Source organism: Gammaproteobacteria bacterium (assembly GCA_013816845.1).
Classification (GTDB): domain Bacteria; phylum Pseudomonadota; class Gammaproteobacteria; order DSM-16500; family DSM-16500; genus Aquicella.
In genome coordinates, this window is sequence record JACDDU010000001.1 from 443,475 (window position 1) to 465,478 (window position 22,004).

The 22,004-nt window shown below is 41.1% G+C and carries 19 protein-coding genes; 17 read left to right on the plus strand and 2 right to left on the minus strand.

Annotation, left to right across the window (positions count from 1 at the left end):
• Positions 1-283: 283 nt before the first annotated feature.
• The 15 genes from H0W64_02080 to H0W64_02150 all read left to right on the plus strand — a co-directional run bounded on the left by H0W64_02080 (position 284) and on the right by H0W64_02150 (position 14,788).
• On the plus strand, positions 284-802 hold the full coding sequence (locus H0W64_02080; GenBank protein ID MBA3660493.1) for a DUF177 domain-containing protein: 519 nt from the start codon (positions 284-286) through the stop codon (positions 800-802).
• 108 nt (positions 803-910) lie between these two features.
• Positions 911-1,117, plus strand: coding sequence for a 50S ribosomal protein L32 (gene rpmF, locus H0W64_02085; protein ID MBA3660494.1), 207 nt, complete (start codon positions 911-913; stop codon positions 1,115-1,117).
• Positions 1,118-1,126: 9 nt separating this feature from the next.
• The gene (gene plsX / locus H0W64_02090; GenBank protein MBA3660495.1) at positions 1,127-2,158 is read left to right on the plus strand and encodes a phosphate acyltransferase PlsX; all 1,032 of its coding nucleotides are present in this window, start codon (positions 1,127-1,129) and stop codon (positions 2,156-2,158) included.
• 8 nt (positions 2,159-2,166) lie between these two features.
• A complete protein-coding gene (locus tag H0W64_02095) occupies positions 2,167-3,120 on the plus strand; it encodes a ketoacyl-ACP synthase III (GenBank protein ID MBA3660496.1) in 954 nt (317 codons plus the stop codon).
• A gap of 38 nt (positions 3,121-3,158) precedes the next feature.
• The gene (gene fabD, locus H0W64_02100; GenBank protein MBA3660497.1) at positions 3,159-4,103 is read left to right on the plus strand and encodes an ACP S-malonyltransferase; all 945 of its coding nucleotides are present in this window, start codon (positions 3,159-3,161) and stop codon (positions 4,101-4,103) included.
• 3 nt (positions 4,104-4,106) lie between these two features.
• On the plus strand, positions 4,107-4,862 hold the full coding sequence (fabG, locus tag H0W64_02105) for a 3-oxoacyl-ACP reductase FabG (protein ID MBA3660498.1): 756 nt from the start codon (positions 4,107-4,109) through the stop codon (positions 4,860-4,862).
• 102 nt (positions 4,863-4,964) lie between these two features.
• A complete protein-coding gene (gene acpP / locus H0W64_02110; protein ID MBA3660499.1) occupies positions 4,965-5,225 on the plus strand; it encodes an acyl carrier protein in 261 nt (86 codons plus the stop codon).
• A gap of 155 nt (positions 5,226-5,380) precedes the next feature.
• Positions 5,381-6,622: a beta-ketoacyl-ACP synthase II gene (gene fabF, locus H0W64_02115; protein MBA3660500.1), complete on the plus strand. Its 1,242-nt coding sequence runs from the start codon at positions 5,381-5,383 to the stop codon at positions 6,620-6,622.
• Between the two features lie 112 nt (positions 6,623-6,734).
• Positions 6,735-7,829, plus strand: a complete 1,095-nt coding sequence (mltG, locus tag H0W64_02120; GenBank protein ID MBA3660501.1) for an endolytic transglycosylase MltG — start codon at positions 6,735-6,737, stop codon at positions 7,827-7,829.
• A complete protein-coding gene (locus H0W64_02125; GenBank protein MBA3660502.1) occupies positions 7,826-8,467 on the plus strand; it encodes a dTMP kinase in 642 nt (213 codons plus the stop codon). Before mltG ends, H0W64_02125 begins: the two co-directional genes overlap by 4 nt.
• Positions 8,468-8,542: 75 nt before the next feature.
• Complete coding sequence (locus tag H0W64_02130) at positions 8,543-9,556, plus strand: DNA polymerase III subunit delta' (GenBank protein ID MBA3660503.1); 1,014 nt, start codon at positions 8,543-8,545, stop codon at positions 9,554-9,556.
• 9 nt (positions 9,557-9,565) lie between these two features.
• Complete coding sequence (locus H0W64_02135; protein MBA3660504.1) at positions 9,566-10,354, plus strand: TatD family hydrolase; 789 nt, start codon at positions 9,566-9,568, stop codon at positions 10,352-10,354.
• Positions 10,347-11,597: a lipoprotein-releasing ABC transporter permease subunit gene (locus H0W64_02140; GenBank protein ID MBA3660505.1), complete on the plus strand. Its 1,251-nt coding sequence runs from the start codon at positions 10,347-10,349 to the stop codon at positions 11,595-11,597. The genes H0W64_02135 and H0W64_02140 overlap by 8 nt, the downstream gene beginning before the upstream one ends.
• Positions 11,590-12,276, plus strand: a complete 687-nt coding sequence (gene lolD, locus H0W64_02145; GenBank protein MBA3660506.1) for a lipoprotein-releasing ABC transporter ATP-binding protein LolD — start codon at positions 11,590-11,592, stop codon at positions 12,274-12,276. Before H0W64_02140 ends, lolD begins: the two co-directional genes overlap by 8 nt.
• A gap of 208 nt (positions 12,277-12,484) precedes the next feature.
• Positions 12,485-14,788, plus strand: coding sequence for a DNA internalization-related competence protein ComEC/Rec2 (locus H0W64_02150; GenBank protein MBA3660507.1), 2,304 nt, complete (start codon positions 12,485-12,487; stop codon positions 14,786-14,788).
• Between the two features lie 5 nt (positions 14,789-14,793).
• Here the strand turns inward: H0W64_02150 and H0W64_02155 are convergent, their stop codons facing one another.
• Both H0W64_02155 and H0W64_02160 read right to left on the minus strand, forming a co-directional pair.
• Positions 14,794-15,189, minus strand: a complete 396-nt coding sequence (locus H0W64_02155; protein MBA3660508.1) for a response regulator — start codon at positions 15,187-15,189, stop codon at positions 14,794-14,796.
• Between the two features lie 23 nt (positions 15,190-15,212).
• The gene (locus H0W64_02160) at positions 15,213-16,238 is read right to left on the minus strand and encodes a hypothetical protein (protein MBA3660509.1); all 1,026 of its coding nucleotides are present in this window, start codon (positions 16,236-16,238) and stop codon (positions 15,213-15,215) included.
• A 165-nt stretch (positions 16,239-16,403) separates the two neighbouring features.
• Here H0W64_02160 and smc point away from each other — a divergent pair, with 165 nt between their 5' ends.
• Positions 16,404-19,916: a chromosome segregation protein SMC gene (gene smc / locus H0W64_02165; GenBank protein MBA3660510.1), complete on the plus strand. Its 3,513-nt coding sequence runs from the start codon at positions 16,404-16,406 to the stop codon at positions 19,914-19,916.
• An 8-nt stretch (positions 19,917-19,924) separates the two neighbouring features.
• A complete protein-coding gene (gene ligA, locus H0W64_02170; GenBank protein MBA3660511.1) occupies positions 19,925-21,955 on the plus strand; it encodes an NAD-dependent DNA ligase LigA in 2,031 nt (676 codons plus the stop codon).
• The last annotated feature ends 49 nt before the right edge of the window (positions 21,956-22,004 follow it).

Genomic DNA, 22,004 nt, shown 5'->3' on the forward strand with positions numbered 1-22,004 from the left:
AACAAGATAAAGGATAATTTGTTTGAGTGCAAGGAAATCTAAAGCACGTTTATTATGGTCTAACAGCGAGGAGGCGCAAAGCGGTTTTTCATTCTGACGGTGAAATAATAAAGTAGACAACAAGGCTTAATTGGCGAGGGGAAAAAAAGGCTCAGCATGGCATTTTTTGATGCAAGAGAAGAGGTAAAATACGGATAGGAAGGGTAGAATCATTGAAGAATCATGAGGCTGCGCTTCTTTAAACTTATTTGACAGACATCTTTTCCCTCCCTACAATGCCCCCATGCCTGATAAGTTTATACCCGAACATATCGACCCCTTTCGTTTTGCCGAACAAAAACTAGGGTTAACCGGTACTGTTAAAGTCGCAGATATGCATCGCCTGAGCACAAATTTGAGCCCAAGCGATAACCTGGTTTCCGTTAACTTGCAGTTCGGTGTTGATGAGCAAAATATTTCGTTTTTAAAGGGACACCTTGAAACTAATGTTACCTTGCAATGTCAGCGTTGTATGGAACCCTTTATTTATGAAATAATATCCGACTTTATTCTGGGGATCGTCAATACGCTTGACGAAGCTAATGACTTGCCCGAACGATATGAGCCGGCCTTAGCGAAAGACGGACACTTGGCACTTAGAGAATTGATTGAAGACGAAATTATTTTGAATTTGCCTATTATTCCGCGCCATCTTCCAGAAGATTGCAATGTGAAACTACCTTTGCAAGGCCCGCGTTGGGAGAAAGAAAAAGAAAAAAACCCTTTTCAGGTATTAGAATCCTTAAAAGACAAACGGAAGTGATTAACAGGATCTAATTAAAATAAAGCCATATCGGCTCATATTTTAGTTATAAAGCCTGGTTATCCAAAATTTTTAGCATTAGTTATTGATAAGTGGGGAGTTAAAATAATGGCTGTTCAAAAAAGTCGCGTTACACGTTCGAGACGGGGAATGCGTCGCTCACATGATAAATTAGAAAAACCAACCTTAGCGATTGATGCGGCCACGGGTGAAACCCACCGACGTCATCATATTAGTCCAGAAGGTTACTACAAGGGTCGCCAAGTCATTAATAATAAAGCGACCGTTGAAGAAGATAGCAGCGACGAAGCGTAGTAGATTTTAATTGTGACAACCATCGTCATCGATGCTATGGGAGGGGATTTTGGCCCCTCCACTACTGTACCCGCTGCATTAGAAGCCCTTCATCTCCATCCTCATCTTCATTTAATTTTGGTGGGTGATCGCCATGCTTTGCAAGGCGCGCTGCAATCCCATTCCTATGACAAAAATCGTATTTCCATAGAGCATGCTACAGAGCAAGTTGAAATGGGCGAGTCACCAGCGAGTGCTTTGCGTACCAAAAAGAAATCCTCGATGCGTATCGCCATCAATTTTGTTAAGGAAGGTCGAGCTGATGCTGCAGTAAGTGCTGGCAACACGGGAGCACTCATGGCGACCGCGCGGTTTGTCTTAAAAACTCTTCCTGGCATTGACCGACCTGCAATTATTTCTACTTTTCCAACTTACGTAACTAATAAAAATGTTCGCATGCTGGATCTTGGCGCCAATGTCGACTGTACAGCCGAACATTTGGTTCAATTTGCTGTCATGGGTTCTGTTTTAGTCAGCGCTATGGAAAATATAACGCAACCTGCAGTTTATTTGCTTAACATCGGTGCTGAAGAAATTAAAGGAAATGAGCAGGTTAGAAAGACGGCGCAATTGCTAACGGATAGCAAAGTCATTAATTATGCGGGTTACATTGAAGGTGATGCAATTTATAACGGACAAGCTGATGTCGTCGTGTGTGACGGTTTTGTGGGTAATGTTGCTCTAAAAACATCAGAAGGCGTGGCGCGTTTTATTTCTCACTTAGCAAAGCAAGCTTTCCTAAAAAATTCATTTACAAAATTGTTAGGCTTATTAGTTAAGCCCGTTTTGAAAAACTTAAATAAACGGATTGATCCTGCTCAATATAATGGCGCTATTTTTATTGGTTTAAATGGTATTGTCATCAAGAGTCATGGTAGCGCTTCAGTCAAAGCATTTGCGCATGCCATTGAAGAAGCTATGATCTGTGCGACTTGTAAAATTCCTGAGCGCATCCGTTCTCAAGTTGGACAATTGCTAAAACCATCTTTCCCTACTGAGTGAAGCCAACCATGTATACAAAAATATTAGGTACGGGTAGTTATTTGCCTGAAAAAATCCTTACTAACTTTGAATTAGAAGAAGCGGTTGATACCACAAATGAATGGATCATTGAGCGTACGGGTATCAAACAACGTCATATTGCTGCTGAGAATGAAAATGTTGTCACCATGGCGGAGCAAGCAGGTCGCAAAGCACTTGAGGCCGCTGGGTTAAAACCAGAAGATATTGGCATGATCATCGTCGCTTCTACGACGCCCTTCATGGTTTTTCCAAGTACAGCTTGTCTTTTGCAAGAAAAATTAGGAATTGCTGGTTGTCCTGCCTTTGATTTAAACGCTACGGCTTGCGCTGGATTTATGTATGGCTTAAGCATTGCTGATCAATATATTCGTACTGGCATGATTAAAAATGCTTTAGTGATTGGCAGTGAAATTATGTCGAGAATTATTGATTGGAACGATCGTAGCGTTTGCGTGCTTTTTGGTGATGGGGCAGGAGCAGTTGTGGTGGGCCAAAGTGAAGAACCGGGTATTCTATCGACCCATATTCATGCAGATGGTACTTATAAAGATGTTCTTTATTTGCCGCTCGGCCATTCAAAGTCCCCTAATATTGAAACGGTAAAAATGGTTGGTAATCCCTTATTCAAGCTCGCCGTCAATATATTAGGTGACCTGTTCGATGAAACCCTCCAAGCAAACAAAATGACTAAAAAAGAAGTGGATTGGTTGATCCCTCATCAAGCTAATATTCGTATTATTCAAGCGATGGCTAAAAAGCTTGATTTACCCCTGTCACGTGTTGCTATTACTTTAGATGAACAAGCGAATACTTCTAGCGCATCCATTCCGCTTGCCCTTGATAAAGCAATTCGTGACGGCCGCGTTAAACGGGGACAAATCTTATTATTAGAGGGATTTGGTGGCGGTCTTGCTTGGGGATCGGCTTTGATTCGCTACTAAATTCTTGGGTTTATCTTTGCATAAAGTGAGAAAACATCATGCATTCTATGGCAGTTATTTTTCCCGGGCAAGGTTCTCAACAGGTAGGGATGCTATCCACCTTTGCATCCCGTTACCCTCTTGTTCAAGCGACGTTTGATCGCGCTTCAGCTGTCCTTGATTTTGATTTATGGGCGCTTGTTCAAAATGGTCCTGATGCTTTACTTAATAAAACCATCCACACGCAGCCTGCCTTATTGGCTGCATCGTACGCCCTATGGCAAATTTTAAAGCAGGAAACGGATCTTTCTCCACAAGCTTTTGCAGGCCATAGTTTAGGGGAGTACACAGCGCTTGTTTGTTCGAATGCATTAGGATTTGAAGATGCTATTCAGTTAGTGCGTTTGCGTGGTGAATTAATGCAAGATGCTGTGCCAGAAGGTGAGGGAGGGATGGCAGCACTATTAGGCTTAGAAGAAGCTTTAGTCGAAGAGATTTGTGCAGCTTCCCGAGGATTCAATGAAGTTCTGATGCCGGCTAATTTTAATAGTTTAGGTCAAATCGTTATTGCGGGTCACTTAGTTGCCGTTGAGAGAGCCATTCTTTTAGCAAGGGAAAAGGGAGCTAAACTAGCTGTCAAATTGCCAGTGAGTGTGCCTTCCCATTCTACATTGATGGAACCGGCTGCCTCCCAACTAAGCAAGGCATTGAATTCTATCGTGTTAAACAAGCCCGAAATTCCTATCTTAAGTAATTTTGATGCCAAACCCTATAGCGATGTCGATTCGATTCGTGAGGGGTTAGTGAAGCAACTTTGTTCACCTGTGCAATGGGTTAAAACGATCCAAGCTTTCTCCAAATTGGGGGTTTTATCTGTGATAGAATGCGGTCCCGGTAAAGTATTAACCGGGCTTAATAAGCGGATTAATAAAGATTTAGAATTAATGTCTACTGCTGAAATAGGACAGTTTGATGCAGTGCTAAAACGTATGCATGAGGGCTAAATGATGTCGGCTAACACTGTATTAAAAAATAAAATAGCTTTAGTGACAGGCGCAAGCCGAGGCATTGGGCATGGCATTGCTTTGGCCTTAGGAAATGCCGGTGCGACAGTGCTTGGTACCGCAACGACTGCAGCAGGTGCAGACCGGATTTCGAAAGTATTGAAAGACGCCGGTATCGTAGGGCGGGGTTACGCTTTAAATGTCACTTCTCAAGCTTCGATTGATGAGCTAATGGAACAGATTAAAGCTGACTTTGGTCCTATTCAAATCCTGGTTAATAACGCGGCGGTTACGCAAGACAATCTTTCATTGCGCATGAAAGAAGATGAGTGGTTACAAGTTATTGATACGAATCTCAATGCCATTTTTCGTCTTAGCAAGGTTTGTATGCGTGACATGATCAAAGGGCGGTTTGGGCGTATCATTTCAATTGGCTCAGTCGTGGGTTCGACGGGCAACCCGGGTCAAGCTAATTATTGTGCGTCTAAAGCCGGTGTCGTCGGATTAAGTAAAGCGATCGCTCTTGAAGTGGGATCGAGAAATGTGACGGTGAATGTTGTTGCGCCAGGCTACATTGCGACTGATATGACTAATATTTTATCTGAGGAACAAAGGACAGCTATATTCGACCGTATCCCAATGAAGCGCCCCGGTAGCATCGAAGATGTTGCTGCAGCGGTGGTATTTTTAGCCAGTGAATCAGCTGGATATATTACTGGTCAAACTTTGCACGTTAACGGCGGGATGTACATGAATTAAATTCCAACTTGCAAGTTGATGGTTTTTGAATAAACTAGCACAAATTATATTCTGCCAAGAATTGTTCCAGCCCAATTTATTTTAAGAGGATTTTTTATGACGATGAAAGAAAGCGAAATTGAAACACGCGTGAAAAAGATTGTAGTAGAGCAATTAGGCGTTAAAGAAGATGAAGTTACGGTGGATGCATCTTTTGTTGACGATTTAGGGGCAGATTCCTTAGATACCGTTGAATTAGTTATGGCCTTAGAAGAAGAATTCGAAACAGAAATTCCTGATGAAGAAGCAGAAAAAATTGTCACCATTAAAGATGCTGTGAAATATATTGTAAGCCGTGCGGAAAAAGAAGGTAAAACGGGCTAGGTGATTGAGAAGGTAATGGTTAGGTCTTGGATTACTATGTTTCCCCCAATATTAGCTACCTCCTCCTTGGAGCTTATAGGTGGAGAAAAGCGTAGTCATCCAGGACCTGCTACCATCTTCGTGCAACAATTAAAAGTTTCAAAGAGGGCAGACATTTGAGTAAGCGTCGTGTAGTGGTAACAGGGTTAGGCATGGTAACGCCTGTAGGCAATACGGTCGAAGAAAGTTGGAAGGCTATTTTAGCAGGCCAAAGTGGTGTTACAGCGATTGAACATTTTGATGCAACCGATTTAACTTGCCGGATTTGTTCGCATGTCAAAAACTTTGATGCAACGCTCTATATGCCTGAAAAGGAAATGCGTAAACGCGATGTTTTTGTTCAATATGGCATGGCAGCTGCTGTGCAAGCCATTGCAGATTCTAAATTAACAGTAAATGATTCAAATGCAGATCGCATTGGTTTTGCGATTGGTTCAGGAATAGGTGGCTTACCCAGCATTGAAAAACACCATGAAACTTTATTAAATTCGGGTCCTCGCAGGATTTCACCTTTCTTTATCCCTGGCGCCCTCATCAATATGATTGGTGGTAACCTCTCTATTCAATACGGCATGAAGGGACCTAATATTGCTCTTGTTTCTGCTTGTACAACAGGAACTCATAATATCGGTCAAGCATTCCGCACTATCCTTTATGGGGATGCGGATGTAATGATCGCTGGCGCTTCTGAAATGGCTACAACAAAACTTGGTATTGCAGGTTTTGCTGCAATGCGAGCCCTTTCTACGCGCAACGATGAACCAGGCAAAGCAAGTCGACCTTGGGATAAAGATCGTGATGGATTTGTCTTAGGTGATGGTGCAGGCATATTAGTTTTGGAAGAGTATGACCATGCCAAAGCACGCGGCGCTCATATTTATGCCGAAGTGATTGGTTTTGGAATGAGTGCAGATGCTCACCATATGACTTCCCCGGATCCGAATGGCGCGGGCGCTGCATCTTCAATGAAGTCCGCCTTACAAGATGCTGGAATTGCACCGCAAGTAGTCGATTATATTAATGCGCATGGTACTTCAACGCCGCTTGGTGATGAGCTAGAAGTGTTAGGCATTAAAAACACGTTTGGTGAACATGCAAAAGCTTTAGCAGTTAGTTCTACAAAATCTATGACGGGACATTTATTGGGTGCTGCGGGTGCAGTGGAAGCTATATTTTCGATTCTCGCGATTCGGGATCAAGTTGCACCGCCTACAATTAATCTTGATCATCCGAGTGAAGGTTGTGATTTAAACTTTGTTCCGCATCATGCACAGCCTATGAAAATTGATGTTACTTTATCAAACTCCTTTGGATTTGGTGGAACCAACGGTACATTAATCTTTAGAAAAGCTGATTGAAATGTGACTCAGATTGAATGAGTAAAAGTAAATCTTACTTATATAAATAATTGAGAGTAAGTATACACCACGTAATATCCCATCTGTATGCTTCTACGCTAAGGATGTGCTGATGATGATTGCTGAAGGTTTCCCGCGTCGTTTTGCTCTTCTCGTTTTACTCGGACTTGCAATGTTAGTCAGTGCAGTTTTTATTACCTTATCAACCTCACGCGTTAAACCAAAAGAAGGTTTAATTTTTTATCTTCGTCCTGGTTTATCTCACAAGCAATTCGTTAATGAATTGGCGGATAAAAATATTGTCTCTTCCACTATTTTTAAAATCTTTGTGGAGTTACAAAGTCAGGTTCAACTTAAAACGGGAGAATATCTACTTCCGGAAGGTGCAAGCGCGTGGCAAATCTGGCGCCAAGTCACCACAGGAACGGGACACTATTATCGATCTTTCACTATTATTCCAGGTTGGTCATTTGCACAGTTACGCTTGGAACTCGCGAAAACTGAAAGCTTACGTCAACTTACTAAGGATCAACCCGAAGAAGTGATCATGGACCGCCTTGGTGGTAGTTATCAGCAAGCAGAGGGCGTGTTTTTTCCCGAAACTTATCTCTATACACGCGGCATTGCTGATTTGGTTATTTTAAAGCGTGCTTATGATTTAATGCAGCTACGCTTACAAGAAGCCTGGGCTACAAAAGATTCAGGTTTACCTTATCAAAATGCTTATCAAGCCTTAGTGGCTGCATCACTCATTGAAAAGGAAGCTTACCTTGATACAGAACGTCCTCTCATTGCTTCCGTACTCATTAATCGCTTGAGGAAAGGTATGCTTTTACAATTTGACCCCACTGTCATTTATGGGTTGAAAGAACGATACCAAGGGCATATTACTAAGGCGGATTTGATGGACCCCAATCTTTACAACACTTATATCCATAAAGGCTTGCCACCTACGCCCATTGCTATGCCGAGCTATGATTCAATTTACGCAGCCTTGCATCCTGCGAAAACAAATTATCTTTATTTCGTAGCAAAGGGTGATCACAGTCATCAATTTTCAACTACGTTAGCTGCACATCTTGCAGCGGTTAATTTTGCCAATAAAAAAGCCAAAGTAGTCAAGCCTCAGGAAAGTTATTTTAATCGGAAAATTATCAATCAACGCTTAGATAAAATTTTGGCGAAGAAGAGGGTGGGGATTGGATGAAGCAGGGACAATTTATTAGCATTGAAGGGATTGAGGGAGCAGGAAAAACAACAGCCTTAGCATTGATGGGTGAACTTCTTTTGCAAGCTAAGTATCCGTTTATTGTAACCCGCGAGCCGGGTGGAACGCCGCTTGCTGAGTCGATGCGTACATTGCTTTTGCAACATGAAGGCGAGGAAAAAGTGACAGCTCAAACTGAATTATTACTTTTGTTCGCAGGGCGACATCAACATCTACAACATCGTATCCTTCCTGCTTTAGCTCGCGGCGAGTGGGTGTTGTGTGATCGTTTTATCGATGCAACTTATGCTTACCAGGGCGGCGGGAGAGCGTTGAGCCACGACGAAATTTTCCATTTAGATCGCTGGATTGTTGGATCACATTATCCCAACTTAACCCTTTTACTCGATGTAACACCTGAGCTGGGGCTTAAAAGAGCAGCAGGACGAAAGCAAGGGCGCGATCGTTTTGAGCAAGAAGAGTATGAATTCTTTAATCGAGTCCGAGACACTTATTTACAACGAGCTGAAGCACAACCTGAACGCATTAAAATTATTGATGCAACCGGTACGCAAGCGCAAGTCTTCGTGCAAATTAAGTCCATCATGACAACTTTCCTGCAGGAGATGGAGGACTAATCATTTCCGGATTAGTAGCCTACTTTTCCAGATTCGAGTACCATCAATTAACGACCAAACCTACGATATAATCTCATGATTCTTCCTTGGCAAACCCATTTATGGGAAAACATGATGCAGACGCTTGCGGCGAATCGTTTACCGCATGCCTTGCTTTGTGTTGGCATGAAAGGCATTGGCAAAAGCGTATTTGTGGAAGCGCTAACCCAAGCATTAGTTTGTCAGCACCGTGCCAAATTAGGACGTGCTTGCAGCGAGCCGGACACAAGTTGTCATGCTTGCCATTTACTCATGGCCAAAACACACCCTGATGTTTTGTGGGTTGTACCCCAAGAAACAAGCTCGATCATTAAAATTGATCAAATCCGTGAGATAGCAAATTTTGTTGGGCAAACTGCTTTCCAAAGTGAATATCGCGTAGTGATCATCAATCCTGCTCATGTAATGAATAATCAAGCAGCGAATGCATTATTGAAAACATTAGAAGAGCCTGCAACAGGGGCCATTATTATTTTAATAAGTGATCAAAGTGGACAATTGCCTGCAACTTTACGCAGTCGCTGTCAACGCATTAACTTCGTCAAGCCGGATAATAAACTTGCTTTGTCGTGGCTTGAAACTCAATTGACAAAGAGTAAGACACGCGGTGCCGCTGATTTTACAGCGGATGTTTTACTGCGGGTGGCGCAAGGTGCGCCGCTTTCGGCCCGTCTCTTGCAGGAAGGAGATGAATTAAAGCTGAGAGCTCAATTGTTCGAATCACTTTGGCAAATCAGTTGTCAACAGACCGATCCTCTTAAAGCCGCCCAGTCTTTGTATAACACTGCACCCGCAACGCTTTGTCATTTAATGCTAAGCTGGTTAATTGATTTGCTGCGCATCCAATTGCAAGCAGACCAAACCATGCTGGTGAATTGCGATTACCAACAGCAAATTAATCAGTTAGCAAAGACAACACGCCTGCAGAAAAACGTGCAGTTAATGACTGAAATTAAGGCGTATCAACAAGCAGTTGCAAGTAGCATCAACTTGAATAAGCAATTAATGTTAGAATCATTATTCATCCGCTGGTCCGATTGTTTAACATAGGTTTGTATTATGGTTTTGGTTGATTCACATTGTCATTTAGATTTACTTGCAAATGCCGATCCAACAACATCGATTGCATCATTTGTTGCGCGTGCTCAATCAGCTGATGTTCAACATCTGTTAAATGTGTGTGTGGCAATTAAAGATTTTCCGCAGGTTTTAGCCACCGCTTTGCAATACACTTTTGTGGATACGAGCGTTGGTTTGCATCCTAACAACCAAGATGAAGAGACTACGATAGAAGAATTAGTAGCATTGGGTCAACATTCAAAAGTTGTTGCGATTGGTGAAACGGGACTCGATTACTATCGAACTAATCCCAATACAACGTGGCAGCACAAACGTTTTATTAACCATATTGAAGCTGCAAAACAATTACAAAAACCCTTAATCATTCACACTCGCAGTGCACGAGACGATACAATTCGCATTATGCAAACGCAAAATGCAGCAGACATTGGTGGTGTGATGCATTGTTTTTCAGAAGATTGGGACACGGCTAAAAAAGCACTCGATATGGGCTTTTACATTTCATTCTCAGGTGTGGTCACTTTTAAAAATGCGAAAGACTTACAAGTCATTGCTCAAAAAATTCCGCTCGATCGCATATTAATTGAAACCGATGCGCCTTATCTTGCGCCCGTCCCGCATCGTGGTAAAACTAATGAACCCGCTTTTGTTCGATATACAGCAGCATTTTTAGCTGAGTTAAAAAATATTCCGATTGAAGAATTTGCAACAATCACGACGGATAATTTCTTTCGTTTATTTAAAGGAGCTAAACCGCAATATGTTTAGACCAGCCGCTTTATTTATTGGTTTACGTTATACCCGTGCCAAGACACGGAATAATTTTATATCCTTTATTTCGCTTGTTTCAATGATCGGTATTGCATTGGGTGTAATGGTTTTGGTGACAGTGCTCTCCGTTATGAATGGTTTTGATCGAGAAATTAAAAAACGGGTCTTTACCATGGTTCCTCCCATGACAGTCAGCAGTGCTTCTGGTTATGTAGAAAACTGGGCTGAAGTTCAAAAATTATTAATGTCTTATCCGAGTATTACCGCGACAGCTCCTTTTGTGACGGGAGAAGTTTTAATTAATTTTGGAGGCTCCGTGCAGCCTGCATTAATTACTGGTTTATTACCCGACGAATCAAAAAAAGTATCGGCAGTATCTGAGAAAGTGGTAAGTGGGAAATTTACTGATTTAAAACCGCACGAATTCGGCATTATTCTCGGACAAAATTTAGCAAATCGTTTGGGCGCGAACTTGGGCGATAAAGTGACTTTAGTCACTTCTAAAGTAGTACTTTCGCCTATGGGTGTTTTTCCGCAATCAAAACGTTTTACGATAGTGGGATTATTCCATGCGGGTGGAGGGTTTGGTTTTGATGCAGGACTTGGCTTTATTCATTTAGGTGATGCGCAAACGCTATTTGGTTTAGGTAAAAATGTTTCTGGCCTGCACGTTAATATGAAAGATGTTTATGGCGCGCCTCGTCTTGCTCAACTACTCCGAACTGAATTAACACCCACCGCTAATATCTCGACTTGGACAGATCAGTTTGGTGAGTTTTTCCATGCGGTTCAATTAGAAAAGACTATTATGTTTTTTATTTTAATGCTTATTGTGGCGGTAGCTGCTTTTAACCTCGTGTCAACATTAGTAATGGTTGTAAATGATAAACAATCTGATATTGCCATCCTTCGAACTTTTGGTGCAACGCCTGGAATGATTATGAATATTTTTATTATCCAAGGGGGTTTGGTGGGTGTTTTCGGTACGTTGTTAGGTATTATTGGTGGTGTGCTACTCGCCTCTAATGTTACAGATATTGTGAACTGGATCGAACATGTATTTCGGGTTCAATTTTTATCATCAAGCGTTTATTTTGTTAACTATCTTCCCTCGGAAGTTAAAATAGGCGATATTGTTACAATCAGTATTGCATCGCTCGTATTAAGTTTAGTTGCAACTCTTTATCCCGCTTTTCGTGCCGCTAAAATGAACCCTGTGGAGTCGTTACGTTATGAGTGATCCAGTTCTTGCTTGTCACGACCTATCCAAAACTTATTTGGATGCGAATGCAAAAATTCAAGTGTTGCGCAAAATGGATTTTGCCGTGCAGAAAGGTGAAATTGTTGCGATCATCGGCACATCAGGATCGGGCAAAAGTACTTTTTTGCACGTATTAGGGGGACTAGATCGTCCGACCACGGGTCGCGTTTTACTCCATGGTAAAGATTTAGCAAGCATGGCAGAAAGTGAAAAATGTCGTTTGCGCAATCGCTATCTTGGTTTCGTTTATCAATTTCATCATTTATTACCCGAATTTTCTGCACTTGAAAATGTTAGTATGCCTTTACTCATTGGCAGTGAATCACCCCGTGTCATTAAAGAAAAAGCTACGAATTTATTAGTGAAAGTAGGTTTAGAAAATCGGCTCAAACATCGTCTTGGTCAACTCTCTGGCGGCGAACGTCAACGGGTTGCAATTGCCCGGGCGCTTGTTGCAAACCCTTTATGTGTTTTAGCCGATGAACCTACAGGTAATTTAGATCCTAAAAATGCCGACCGAGTTTTGCAACTTTTTTTCGAACTTCAGCAGGATTATCAAACCAGTGTGGTCATGGTGACGCACGATCCTAATATTGCTAAAAACGCCCAACGCATCCTTTCTATTGAAGATGGTACACTTGTGACGGTAAAGGAATGATGGTTTTAAGCTTATCAATTTCTTAGTTTTTCCTCCTGATATTTCCATTCTTATTAAAAGCTCGGATTAACGAGTTTGTGTTCTTTGTTACGCTCCGCAGTTAACCAAACCTTCATGTAGTAGCCAATTAACCAAGTCACGCTGATAAAACACTTCTCTTTTTTAACTGTGTCTCATTCCTTTATTAAAAAACCTGTAGGACTAAGTCATGACTCTTTTCGTTTTATCTTTTTTGCTTGGGAATGTATGGGTGCAAACCTTGACTGAGCTGCCAAGCAAAACATCAATTATTTCTTTACTAGGTTTTGCCCTTATCCTCTTATTTTTCTCCAGAAAAAAATCGTACTTCGTTATAACAATAATAGGCTTGCTGCTGGGTTCTATTTTTACAATCTGGTATGCCCAGGCGAGATTATCATGGTGTTTAGCTAAAGAGTGGGAAGGGCAGACGGTTAATCTCAAAGGTTATGTAGCTTCAATACCTTTGACGGAATTACATCAGACGCGTTTTAAATTTTTGTTAAGGGAAGTGATCTTTAAAGGCGAAAAGCAAAATGTAAATGTTTATGTGCAATTAACTTGGCGTGATTGCAAAGTCACTCTACATCCCGGCGATCTCTGGACGTTACACGCGCGAATGAAACGGATTCATACTGTACAAAATCCCGGAACATTTGATGCTGAAGCTTTTGCTTTGCAAAATGGAAGTCGTGCACGGGGTACAATTGTAAATCATGCACCCAATAAAAAGTTGGCGCATAGTTATCATTTTCCCATTGAGCAAGTTCGCGAAATTATTTTAACAAGAATACTGCACGTTTTGCCCCACTCTCATGTTTCTCATTGGTTGCTTGCTCTAATGATGGGTGAGCGGCGGCAAATTCCACAAGAACATTGGCAAATTCTGCGAAATACCGGGACGAACCACTTAATGGCTATTGCAGGCCTTCATATCGGTGCGCTTGTCGGCTTCACTATTTATTTAATACATTGGTTATGGTGTCGTTCAACGCGATTGCTTTTATGGATACCTGCAAAGCAAGCTAGTGTCAGTGTGGCATGGATTGCTGCAATTTGTTATGCCGCTTTAGCTGGTTTTTCAATTCCAACCCAACGTGCTTGTATCATGCTGAGTGTAGGAGTACTCGCCTTGTTATTGCGGATCAAAACCAACCCTTGGGTGGTTTGGTCGCAAGGATTATTACTCGTTTTAATCGTTAACCCCTTGTCTGTGTTGAGTGAAAGTTTTTGGCTTTCATTCGGAACCATTGCAATCATTATCATGACAATGCGCGGCAGAATTCACCCTGGCGGATGGTGGTGGCATTATGGAAGGATTCAGTGGATTGTAGGAATTGGGTTGATTCCTTTATCTATCTATTTTTTTCAGCAACTAACGCTTGTGTCTTTTGTCGCCAATACTATTGCTATTCCTTGGGTTGCTTTTCTAATCTTACCTTTTTGTTTCGTAGCTTTAATCTTTTTATTTTTAGCGCCCAATGTTTCGTTATTTTGTTTATATTGGGCGGATCGAAGTTTAGCGCTATTATGGCAAGTTCTTTCGCAGTGCGCGAAATTCAAATTCGCATCTTATGATATTGCATTACCTGATTTTACCCTCGTGATATTACTAGTGATTGGTATGATTGCTTTACTCTTACCACGCGGTATGCCAGGAAAATGGTTAACCATACTCTTCTTTCTACCTTGTATTTTCCATGAGCCAACTACCCCAAGTAAGGCTTCGTATTGGTTGACTATTCTCGATGTGGGGCAAGGACTTTCTATCGTGGTGCAAACGCAAAATCATACTTTACTTTATGACGCAGGACCTCGCTATAACGCTGAGGCAGATTTGGGCGAACGCGTTGTTTATCCTTACCTCATCCAAGCTCATGTTAAACACCTTGATAAAGTGGTGGTTAGTCATGGTGATAATGACCATAGTGGGGGCATAGTATCGGTATTGAAGCATTTTAACCCTACCGATCTTGTAACTAGCGTTCCTGCAAAACTCAAACCTATGCCTGCTCGCTTATGTTTGGCCGGTGAAAAATGGACATGGGATGGGGTGCATTTTTCTTTTCTTTATCCAACGCAGGATCAACTAGACTTAGGGAATAATAGCTCATGTGTTCTTAAAATTGAAAACGAATTCTGCACCAGTCTTTTAACTGGGGATATTGAAAAGTTAGCTGAACAAAGTTTGCTAAAACATCAATCTGGACAGCTTCCTGCAATGCAATTAGTAGCTCCGCATCATGGTAGTAAAACATCAGGCTTACATGCTTTTATTGAAACCGTTCATCCCAAGTATGTTATCTATGCAACAGGTTATCGCAATCAATATCATTTTCCGCATCCAAGTGTGACGGCTTATTATGACAAAATAGGAGCATTGCAATTAAATACAGCTAATAGTGGCGCCATTACTTTTCGATGTGACCCAACAAATAGGGGTTTAAAGCCTGAGCAATATCGCTTACTACATCACCGTTATTGGCATGACTAACATCATTAATGATTTTTATCTTCGACTTTTTCTCTACCATGCAACAGTAAATCAATAGCCATTAGTAACGCGGTATTATCAATTGGTTTTTCAAAAGAAACTGAAGCACCTAAGGATTCTGATAAATCTAAATAGCCTGCAGGATCCAATCTGCCGCCGCCCGAAATTGCAATAATTTCCATGTGCGGATGGCGATTTTTAACTTCTGATATTAGAGTAATGCCACTCTTTTTCGGCATAATAATATCAGTAACCATAATGTCTGGTTCATGTTTTTTTAAATATTCCGCCGCTTCCTCTCCATCAACGGCACTAATGACTTCGTGTGATGCGCGTTGCAAAATTTGCGTTAACATATCCCTTACTAAATCGTCATCCTCAACGAGAAGAATGCTGGCCATACTCCCTCCTTAACAGTTGCACATTATTGCTCTGGTAAGAGAATTGTAAATTTCGTACCATGCCCTAATTGGCTATCTACAAAAATTTCACCCTCATGTTCCTTCACGATCGTATGCACAATCGAAAGCCCTAAACCGGTCCCTTTTCCGACCTCTTTTGTTGTAAAAAAAGGTTCGAAAATACGTTCCATCGTATGCTGATCCATGCCGCGACCGGTATCACTAATTTCAATTTTACAATATTTTCTCGCTTTACCTTCAGTTAATTGCTTCAGATAAGGATGATTATCGGGTACAGGGGCCATGGTAATATAAATTGTTCCTTCACCATCCATGGCATCCACAGCATTGTTAATAATATTGACTAGGACTTGGTGGATTTGAGTTTGGTTGCCTAAGACCTCAGCATCAATGGGCGCAAACTGAATCATAACGCTTGCCGGAATCGTGGGTCGAAGGAGTCCAAGTGCCGCTTCAATCGTAGTTTTTAAATCAATCACTTCAAAATGATGATGTTGACGGCGACTAAATGCCAAGATACGCGCGATTAAGTCTTGACCTCGCGCGGTTGCCTCTAATACTTTCCCTAAATTTTTATAAATTACGCTATCTTTAGCAACATCTTCCCGCGCCATTTCAACATAGCCAATGACCGCATACAAAATATTATTGAAGTCATGAGCAATGCCACTCGCAAGCGTTCCAATGGATTGCAATTTCTGACCTTGCAAAAGGGCAACTTCTAATTTTTGTTGAGATTCTTGTGCGACGATTCGTTCAGCAATTTCATTTTTTAAACTTTCATTCATTTTATCGAGCGAGGCTGCCCGTTGCTGAGAAATATTCATCATTTTGAAAAGAATAATAATGAGAAAAACAATGATCAGGCCGAGGCCAAGTACCAGCCAGGGATGGTAGGATTGGGTGGGAAGACCTGTATAATAGGCGAATTCTTGGTCAATGAGATACCATAACAGCAAAGAACAACAGAGGAAAAGGGCTGTAAGAATATAGGGAAGCCATGTTCGTTTGGGCGTGTAAAAAGCCATCTTTAGCCCGAGTTCCTTAAAGTTTAGCCTACAGTGGAAGGGAAAAATGTACCTTTTTCTGGTATTTAACAGTAACTTGCGCTACAAGAATATAGCTTAATCGATTTAAAATAGGGAATCTATTAAAATAGGCTAAAATAGGCGCAACCTCCTAGGGATTAAATAATGCAATTATCGAAAATTAAATTATCGGGTTTCAAATCTTTTGTGGATCCAACTTCTATTATGCTGCCCAGTAAATTGGTGGCGATTGTGGGACCCAATGGTTGTGGCAAATCCAATGTGATTGATGCTGTGACTTGGGTCATGGGGGAGAGTTCACCCAAATATTTAAGAGGGGAATCTTTAACCGATATTATTTTCAATGGTTCGAGTGCTAGGAAACCGGTAGGTCAAGCTTCTGTTGAACTTGTTTTTGATAATTCTGATGGCACCCTTGGCGGTGAATATGCCAAATTTTCTGAAATTTCCGTCAAACGTACACTAGGCCGCGAATCGGATTCGACCTATTACTTAAATGGCGTTCGCTGTCGTAAAAAAGATGTGGTTGATTTGTTTTTAGGAACGGGGTTAGGGCCACGCAGTTATTCCATTATCGGCCAAAATATGATTAGTCGGGTCATTGAAGCTAAACCCGATGAATTGCGCACTTATTTGGAAGAAGCTGCCGGTATTTCCAAATATAAGGAACGTCGGCATGAAACAGAGTTACGCATTCAACATACTAATGAAAATTTGAGTCGCGTTAATGATTTAACCACTGAACTAACCAAACAATTAAGTCATTTGAAACACCAAGCGAATGTGGCAGAAAAGTTTAAAACTTTAAAACAACAAGAGCGAGTTTTTCGTGCCGAATTGTTATGCATTCAATGGCGTTTTTTAGATAGCAAAATGGTCAATCATACTTTGCAAATTCAACGCGCCGAAACCGCACTTGAAGCCCGTAATAGTGAAATTGCCAGTACTGATCGGGAAATTGAACAAATTCGTCACGAGCAGCGGGTTGCGCATGATGCTTTGCAAGAGGTTCAACGTCGTTACTATTCGATAAGTAATGAAATTACACGCATTGAGCAAGATATCTTGCATCATCAAGAACGCGAACTTCAATGGCAGAATGATTTAAAGCAAACCGAAGGAGATTGGCAACTCATTAAAACACAACTTGAAGATGCAGATGATGAATTAAAAACGCTACAGCATGAAATTGAACGTCTTGAGCCAGAACGTGATGCTGCACAACAAAATTATGATCATTTATCTAAAAAATTAATGGTCGCTGAAGAAGAAGTACAGCGCTCGCAAGCCGCATGGGATGAATTTAATCAAACCGCTGCTTTAACAACGCAAACAGCACAAGTCGAACAAACGCGTATCCAGCATTTGGAACAAAAATTTGCTTCTCTAAAAAAACGTCAGGAACAATTGCAACACGAACAAGTACAATTTAACTTTTCGGAGTTAACGAAAGAGTTAGAAGGATTTGCGAAGCAAGCTTACGAAGCTTCTGATCAATTGTCCCTTCAAAATGAGCAACTACAACAAGTCCGTAAAGAAGTTTCTCATTTGCAATCAGCTCAACAAGATTCAGGAAGTAATCTTGATAAAGTACGTAGCGAATTACAGCGATTGCGCGGCCAACAAGCTTCTCTTGAAGCTTTACAACAAACTGCACTAGGAAAACGCAACAATCCATCTCATGATTGGATCGTCGCGCATCAGTTAGATACTAAAAACCGGCTTGCTCAACATATTGAAGTAGAAAAAGGCTGGGAATTTGCTGTAGAAAAAGTTTTAGGTTCGCATTTACAAGCTGTCTGTGTTGATTCATTAGAAAATATTACCAATCATTTAGATGATTTTAAAAATGGCAACTTATGTGCGTACGTTCCTATTGAGGCACCTACATTCACTGAAGCAAAACCCAACAAGAGTGGTTTGCTTGCAACAAAAATAAAATCTGATTTGCCTGTTCAAACTTTGCTAGCTGGAGTTTACGCAGCAGAAACAATGGAAGAAGGCCTCGCCTTATGTGAAAAGTTAGAGGCTTTTGAATCTGTCATGACTAAGGACGGGATTTGGCTCAACCGTTCTTGGTTAAAAATTCTTAGGGAAGAAGATCCAGCCGTTGGTGTATTTCAGCGTGAACAAGAATTGAAACAATTGGCTCTACGAATTGAACAAATGCAAGTAACGCAAGAAGAGCTTGAAAAAAATATTAGTTTGCGTCGTGATCAACTTCAAAAACTTGAATTACAGCGAGATACTCTTACCCAAAGCCATAGTCAACAACAAGCAAAATCAGCACAACTCCTTGCGCAGCAGAAAATGAAACAAGAGAGAATCGCCGAGTTAAAACTTCAGTCGGAGCGGTTTTTACATGAACAAGATGATACGCATGCTCAATTACAGCAAACAGATACAGATCTTAAAATTGCGAAGAATGCTTGGCAATCTGCATTAACCCAATTGGAAGAGCAAACTGGAACCCGTGAAGCGTTAACCAAAGCAAAAGAAAACAGTCGACAATTATTTCAAAATTTACGCCAGGAAGTTAATCAAAATAAAGAACGAGTGCATGAATTTGATATCAAATTACAAACTTCACTTTCGCAGCAAGGAGGCTTGCAACAAAACATAACCCGGTTGCATGCGCATCTAGCTTCATTGAATGACCGTAAAATAACATTAAAAAGTGAACTTACTTCAATGCCGCCCCTTGAAACGATTAAAAAGTCGTTGACCCGTGCATTAGATAAACATGTGAGTATGGAAGTTGAATTAAATACTGCGCGTAGTGGGGTCGAAACATTGGACCAAGATTTTCGTCACTTGGAAGAAAAGCGTCAAATCATCGAGAAAGATATTAATAAAATTCGAACTTTATTAGAATCCTTACGTCTTGAGTGGCAAGGTTGGAAAGTGAAATCGGATACGATTTTAGAACAATTAAAAGAAACCGCCTTTAAATTAGAAGATATTTTAAAAGAGTTACCCCAAGATATTAAACCAGATGAATGGCAAATTAAGTTGGATCAAGTTGTCCAACGTATTGCGCGATTAGGGCCCATCAATTTAGTTGCCATTGATGAGTATGCAACTTGTCTTGAGCGTAAAGAATATCTAGATAGGCAAGTGGCAGATTTACAAGGTGCGCTTGCTACGTTAGATGAGGCCATTAGCAAAATTGATAAAGAAACCAAAATACGGTTTAAAGAAACTTTTGATAAAGTTAATGAACGTTTCCAGGAACTTTTTCCTACTGTTTTTGGTGGCGGTAAAGCCTCCTTAGAACTGACGAGTGATAATCTTCTTGAAGCGGGTGTCACAACCATGGCGACCCCACCTGGCAAACGTAATAGCACTATTTATTTGTTGTCGGGCGGTGAAAAATCTTTAACTGCAATCGCGCTTATTTTTTCTATCTTTCATTTAAATCCCGCACCCTTCTGTTTACTTGACGAAGTTGACGCAGCGCTTGATGACGCAAACGTTCTCCGGTTTACCCGTTTAGTTAAAACGATGGCGGATAAAACGCAATTTCTTTTTATTAGTCATAACAAATTGACTATCGAAATGGCAGAACACTTAATCGGGGTAACGATGAATGAGCCAGGCGTTTCTCGACTGGTTAGTGTCGATATTGAAAAGGCGATTAGTTTAGCAGGGTCTTAGAAGAGTGTATGAATAAAAAAAACTCTAATAACAAAGAAAATCCGCAAGTTAAAATCGCGGCACTTCAAGCCAAGATTAATGAGCACAATTATCAATACCATGTGCTTGCTAATCCGCTGATAAGCGATGCGCAATACGATGAACTTTTTGAACAATTAAAAGAACTCGAGGCACAATTTCCTGAATTTGTGACTTTTGATTCACCGACACAACGTGTGGGTGCTGCGCCCCTAAAAGCATTTAAGGAAGTGCAACACGATGTTCCCATGCTTTCGCTTGATAATGCTTTTACCGATCAACAAATTGAAGCATTTGATCAACGCATTAGAGAGAAATTACATTCGGAGCAATTGATCGAGTATATCTGTGAACCTAAACTCGATGGTGTTGCAATTAGCTTACGCTATATTCAGGGCGTGTTGTCCCAAGCCGCAACCCGAGGCGATGGATCCCGAGGCGAAGATGTTACTGAAAATATAAAGACCATTAAAATGGTTCCGTTGCGCTTACGGGGTAGCAATCTACCTGATGTATTAGATGTTCGTGGCGAAGTATATTTGCCGCTTAAAGGATTTGAGAAATTTAATGAAGCGGCACGTAAGCAAGGAGAAAAAGAATTTGCTAATCCGCGCAATGCAGCTGCTGGTAGTTTGCGACAATTAAATTCTAAAATTACCGCCCTGCGACCCTTAGAAATTTTTTTTTATGGGACGGGTCTTGTTCAGGCTGGAAAATTTCCTGAGCGACATAGTGATGTACTAAAGCAATTAGCTGATTGGGGATTACGGATTAATCCTTTAATTAAAGTGGTTCGTGGTTTTGAAGCTTGTTTGCAATTCTATCAAAAGATTTTAAAAACCCGCGTGACGCTGCCTTATGAAATTGATGGTGTCGTCTATAAAGTGAATCATCTCGCTCTACAAAAAAAATTAGGATTTGTAACGCGCGCACCGCGCTTTGCCATTGCGCATAAATTCCCCGCGGAAGAAGCTTTCACAACGATTACTGATGTTGAATTCCAAGTGGGTCGCACGGGTGCACTAACCCCGGTTGCACGCCTTACCCCTGTTCATGTACGTGGCGTTACAGTGAGCAATGCAACTTTACACAATATGGATGAAATAAACCGCAAGGATATTCATATTGGCGATACCGTCATCGTACGGCGTGCAGGTGATGTCATTCCAGAAGTTTTTGCTGTCATTAAGGATAAAAGACCACCCTCTGCTAAAAAAATTATAATGCCCCACCAGTGTCCAGTGTGTGGCTCTGCCATTGAACAAATCGCCGGCGAAGCGGTGGCAAGATGTAGCGGGGGATTGTTTTGTAGTGCGCAACGTAAGGAAGCCTTGCGTCATTTTGCTTCTCGACATGCTTTTGACATAGAAGGACTTGGCGAACGGTTAGTTGATCAATTAGTTGAAGCTAATTTGGCTCAAACGATTGCAGATCTTTATCATCTCAAGCTCGAGGATTTAATTAATTTAGATAGAATGGGGAAAAAATCTGCAGAAAATTTATTAAAGGAATTGGAGAGCAGTAAGTTAACCACATTTCCTCGCTTTTTATATGCTTTAGGAATTCGAGAAGTAGGTGTTGCAACCGCAAAGCAACTTGCTTTGCATTTTAATACCCTAGAAAATTTATTAGATGCATCCGTCGAGACTTTGCAAAATGTTTCTGATGTAGGCCCGATTGTCGCAGCTCACGTAGCGCATTTTTTTCATGAACCACATAATCGCAAAGTAATTCAACAACTTCTTGATGTTGGAGTCAACTGGCCCAAGCTTGAAAAACAAACTGATTTGCCTTTAACAAGCCAAACATTTGTTATCACCGGCACATTGATCTCTATGTCTCGTGACGAAGCCACCGAACGTTTAGAATCATTGGGTGCTAAGGTTGCCAATAGTGTTTCAAAAAAAACAAGTTATGTTATCGTCGGCTCCGATGCTGGCTCTAAACTAGAAAAAGCTAAAACATTAAACATTCCCTGCCTCGATGAAGAGAGTTTCCAAGATTTTATAAAAAACTTGTAATATGATATAATAACACACAATAAAAATTCTAATTTATTCAACACCTTCA

Excerpts from the sequence above, each read along its gene's own strand:
- H0W64_02080 (MBA3660493.1), top strand. The coding sequence starts at position 284 with ATGCCTGATAAGTTTATACCCGAACATATCGACCCCTTTCGTTTTGCC.
- rpmF (MBA3660494.1), top strand. The coding sequence starts at position 911 with ATGGCTGTTCAAAAAAGTCGCGTTACACGTTCGAGACGGGGAATGCGT.
- H0W64_02095 (MBA3660496.1), top strand. The coding sequence starts at position 2,167 with ATGTATACAAAAATATTAGGTACGGGTAGTTATTTGCCTGAAAAAATC.
- fabD (MBA3660497.1), top strand. The coding sequence starts at position 3,159 with ATGCATTCTATGGCAGTTATTTTTCCCGGGCAAGGTTCTCAACAGGTA.
- fabG (MBA3660498.1), top strand. The coding sequence starts at position 4,107 with ATGTCGGCTAACACTGTATTAAAAAATAAAATAGCTTTAGTGACAGGC.
- acpP (MBA3660499.1), top strand. The coding sequence starts at position 4,965 with ATGAAAGAAAGCGAAATTGAAACACGCGTGAAAAAGATTGTAGTAGAG.
- mltG (MBA3660501.1), top strand. The coding sequence starts at position 6,735 with ATGATGATTGCTGAAGGTTTCCCGCGTCGTTTTGCTCTTCTCGTTTTA.
- H0W64_02125 (MBA3660502.1), top strand. The coding sequence starts at position 7,826 with ATGAAGCAGGGACAATTTATTAGCATTGAAGGGATTGAGGGAGCAGGA.
- H0W64_02130 (MBA3660503.1), top strand. The coding sequence starts at position 8,543 with ATGATTCTTCCTTGGCAAACCCATTTATGGGAAAACATGATGCAGACG.
- H0W64_02135 (MBA3660504.1), top strand. The coding sequence starts at position 9,566 with ATGGTTTTGGTTGATTCACATTGTCATTTAGATTTACTTGCAAATGCC.
- H0W64_02140 (MBA3660505.1), top strand. The coding sequence starts at position 10,347 with ATGTTTAGACCAGCCGCTTTATTTATTGGTTTACGTTATACCCGTGCC.
- lolD (MBA3660506.1), top strand. The coding sequence starts at position 11,590 with ATGAGTGATCCAGTTCTTGCTTGTCACGACCTATCCAAAACTTATTTG.
- H0W64_02150 (MBA3660507.1), top strand. The coding sequence starts at position 12,485 with ATGACTCTTTTCGTTTTATCTTTTTTGCTTGGGAATGTATGGGTGCAA.
- H0W64_02155 (MBA3660508.1), bottom strand. The coding sequence starts at position 15,189 with ATGGCCAGCATTCTTCTCGTTGAGGATGACGATTTAGTAAGGGATATG.
- H0W64_02160 (MBA3660509.1), bottom strand. The coding sequence starts at position 16,238 with ATGGCTTTTTACACGCCCAAACGAACATGGCTTCCCTATATTCTTACA.
- smc (MBA3660510.1), top strand. The coding sequence starts at position 16,404 with ATGCAATTATCGAAAATTAAATTATCGGGTTTCAAATCTTTTGTGGAT.
- ligA (MBA3660511.1), top strand. The coding sequence starts at position 19,925 with ATGAATAAAAAAAACTCTAATAACAAAGAAAATCCGCAAGTTAAAATC.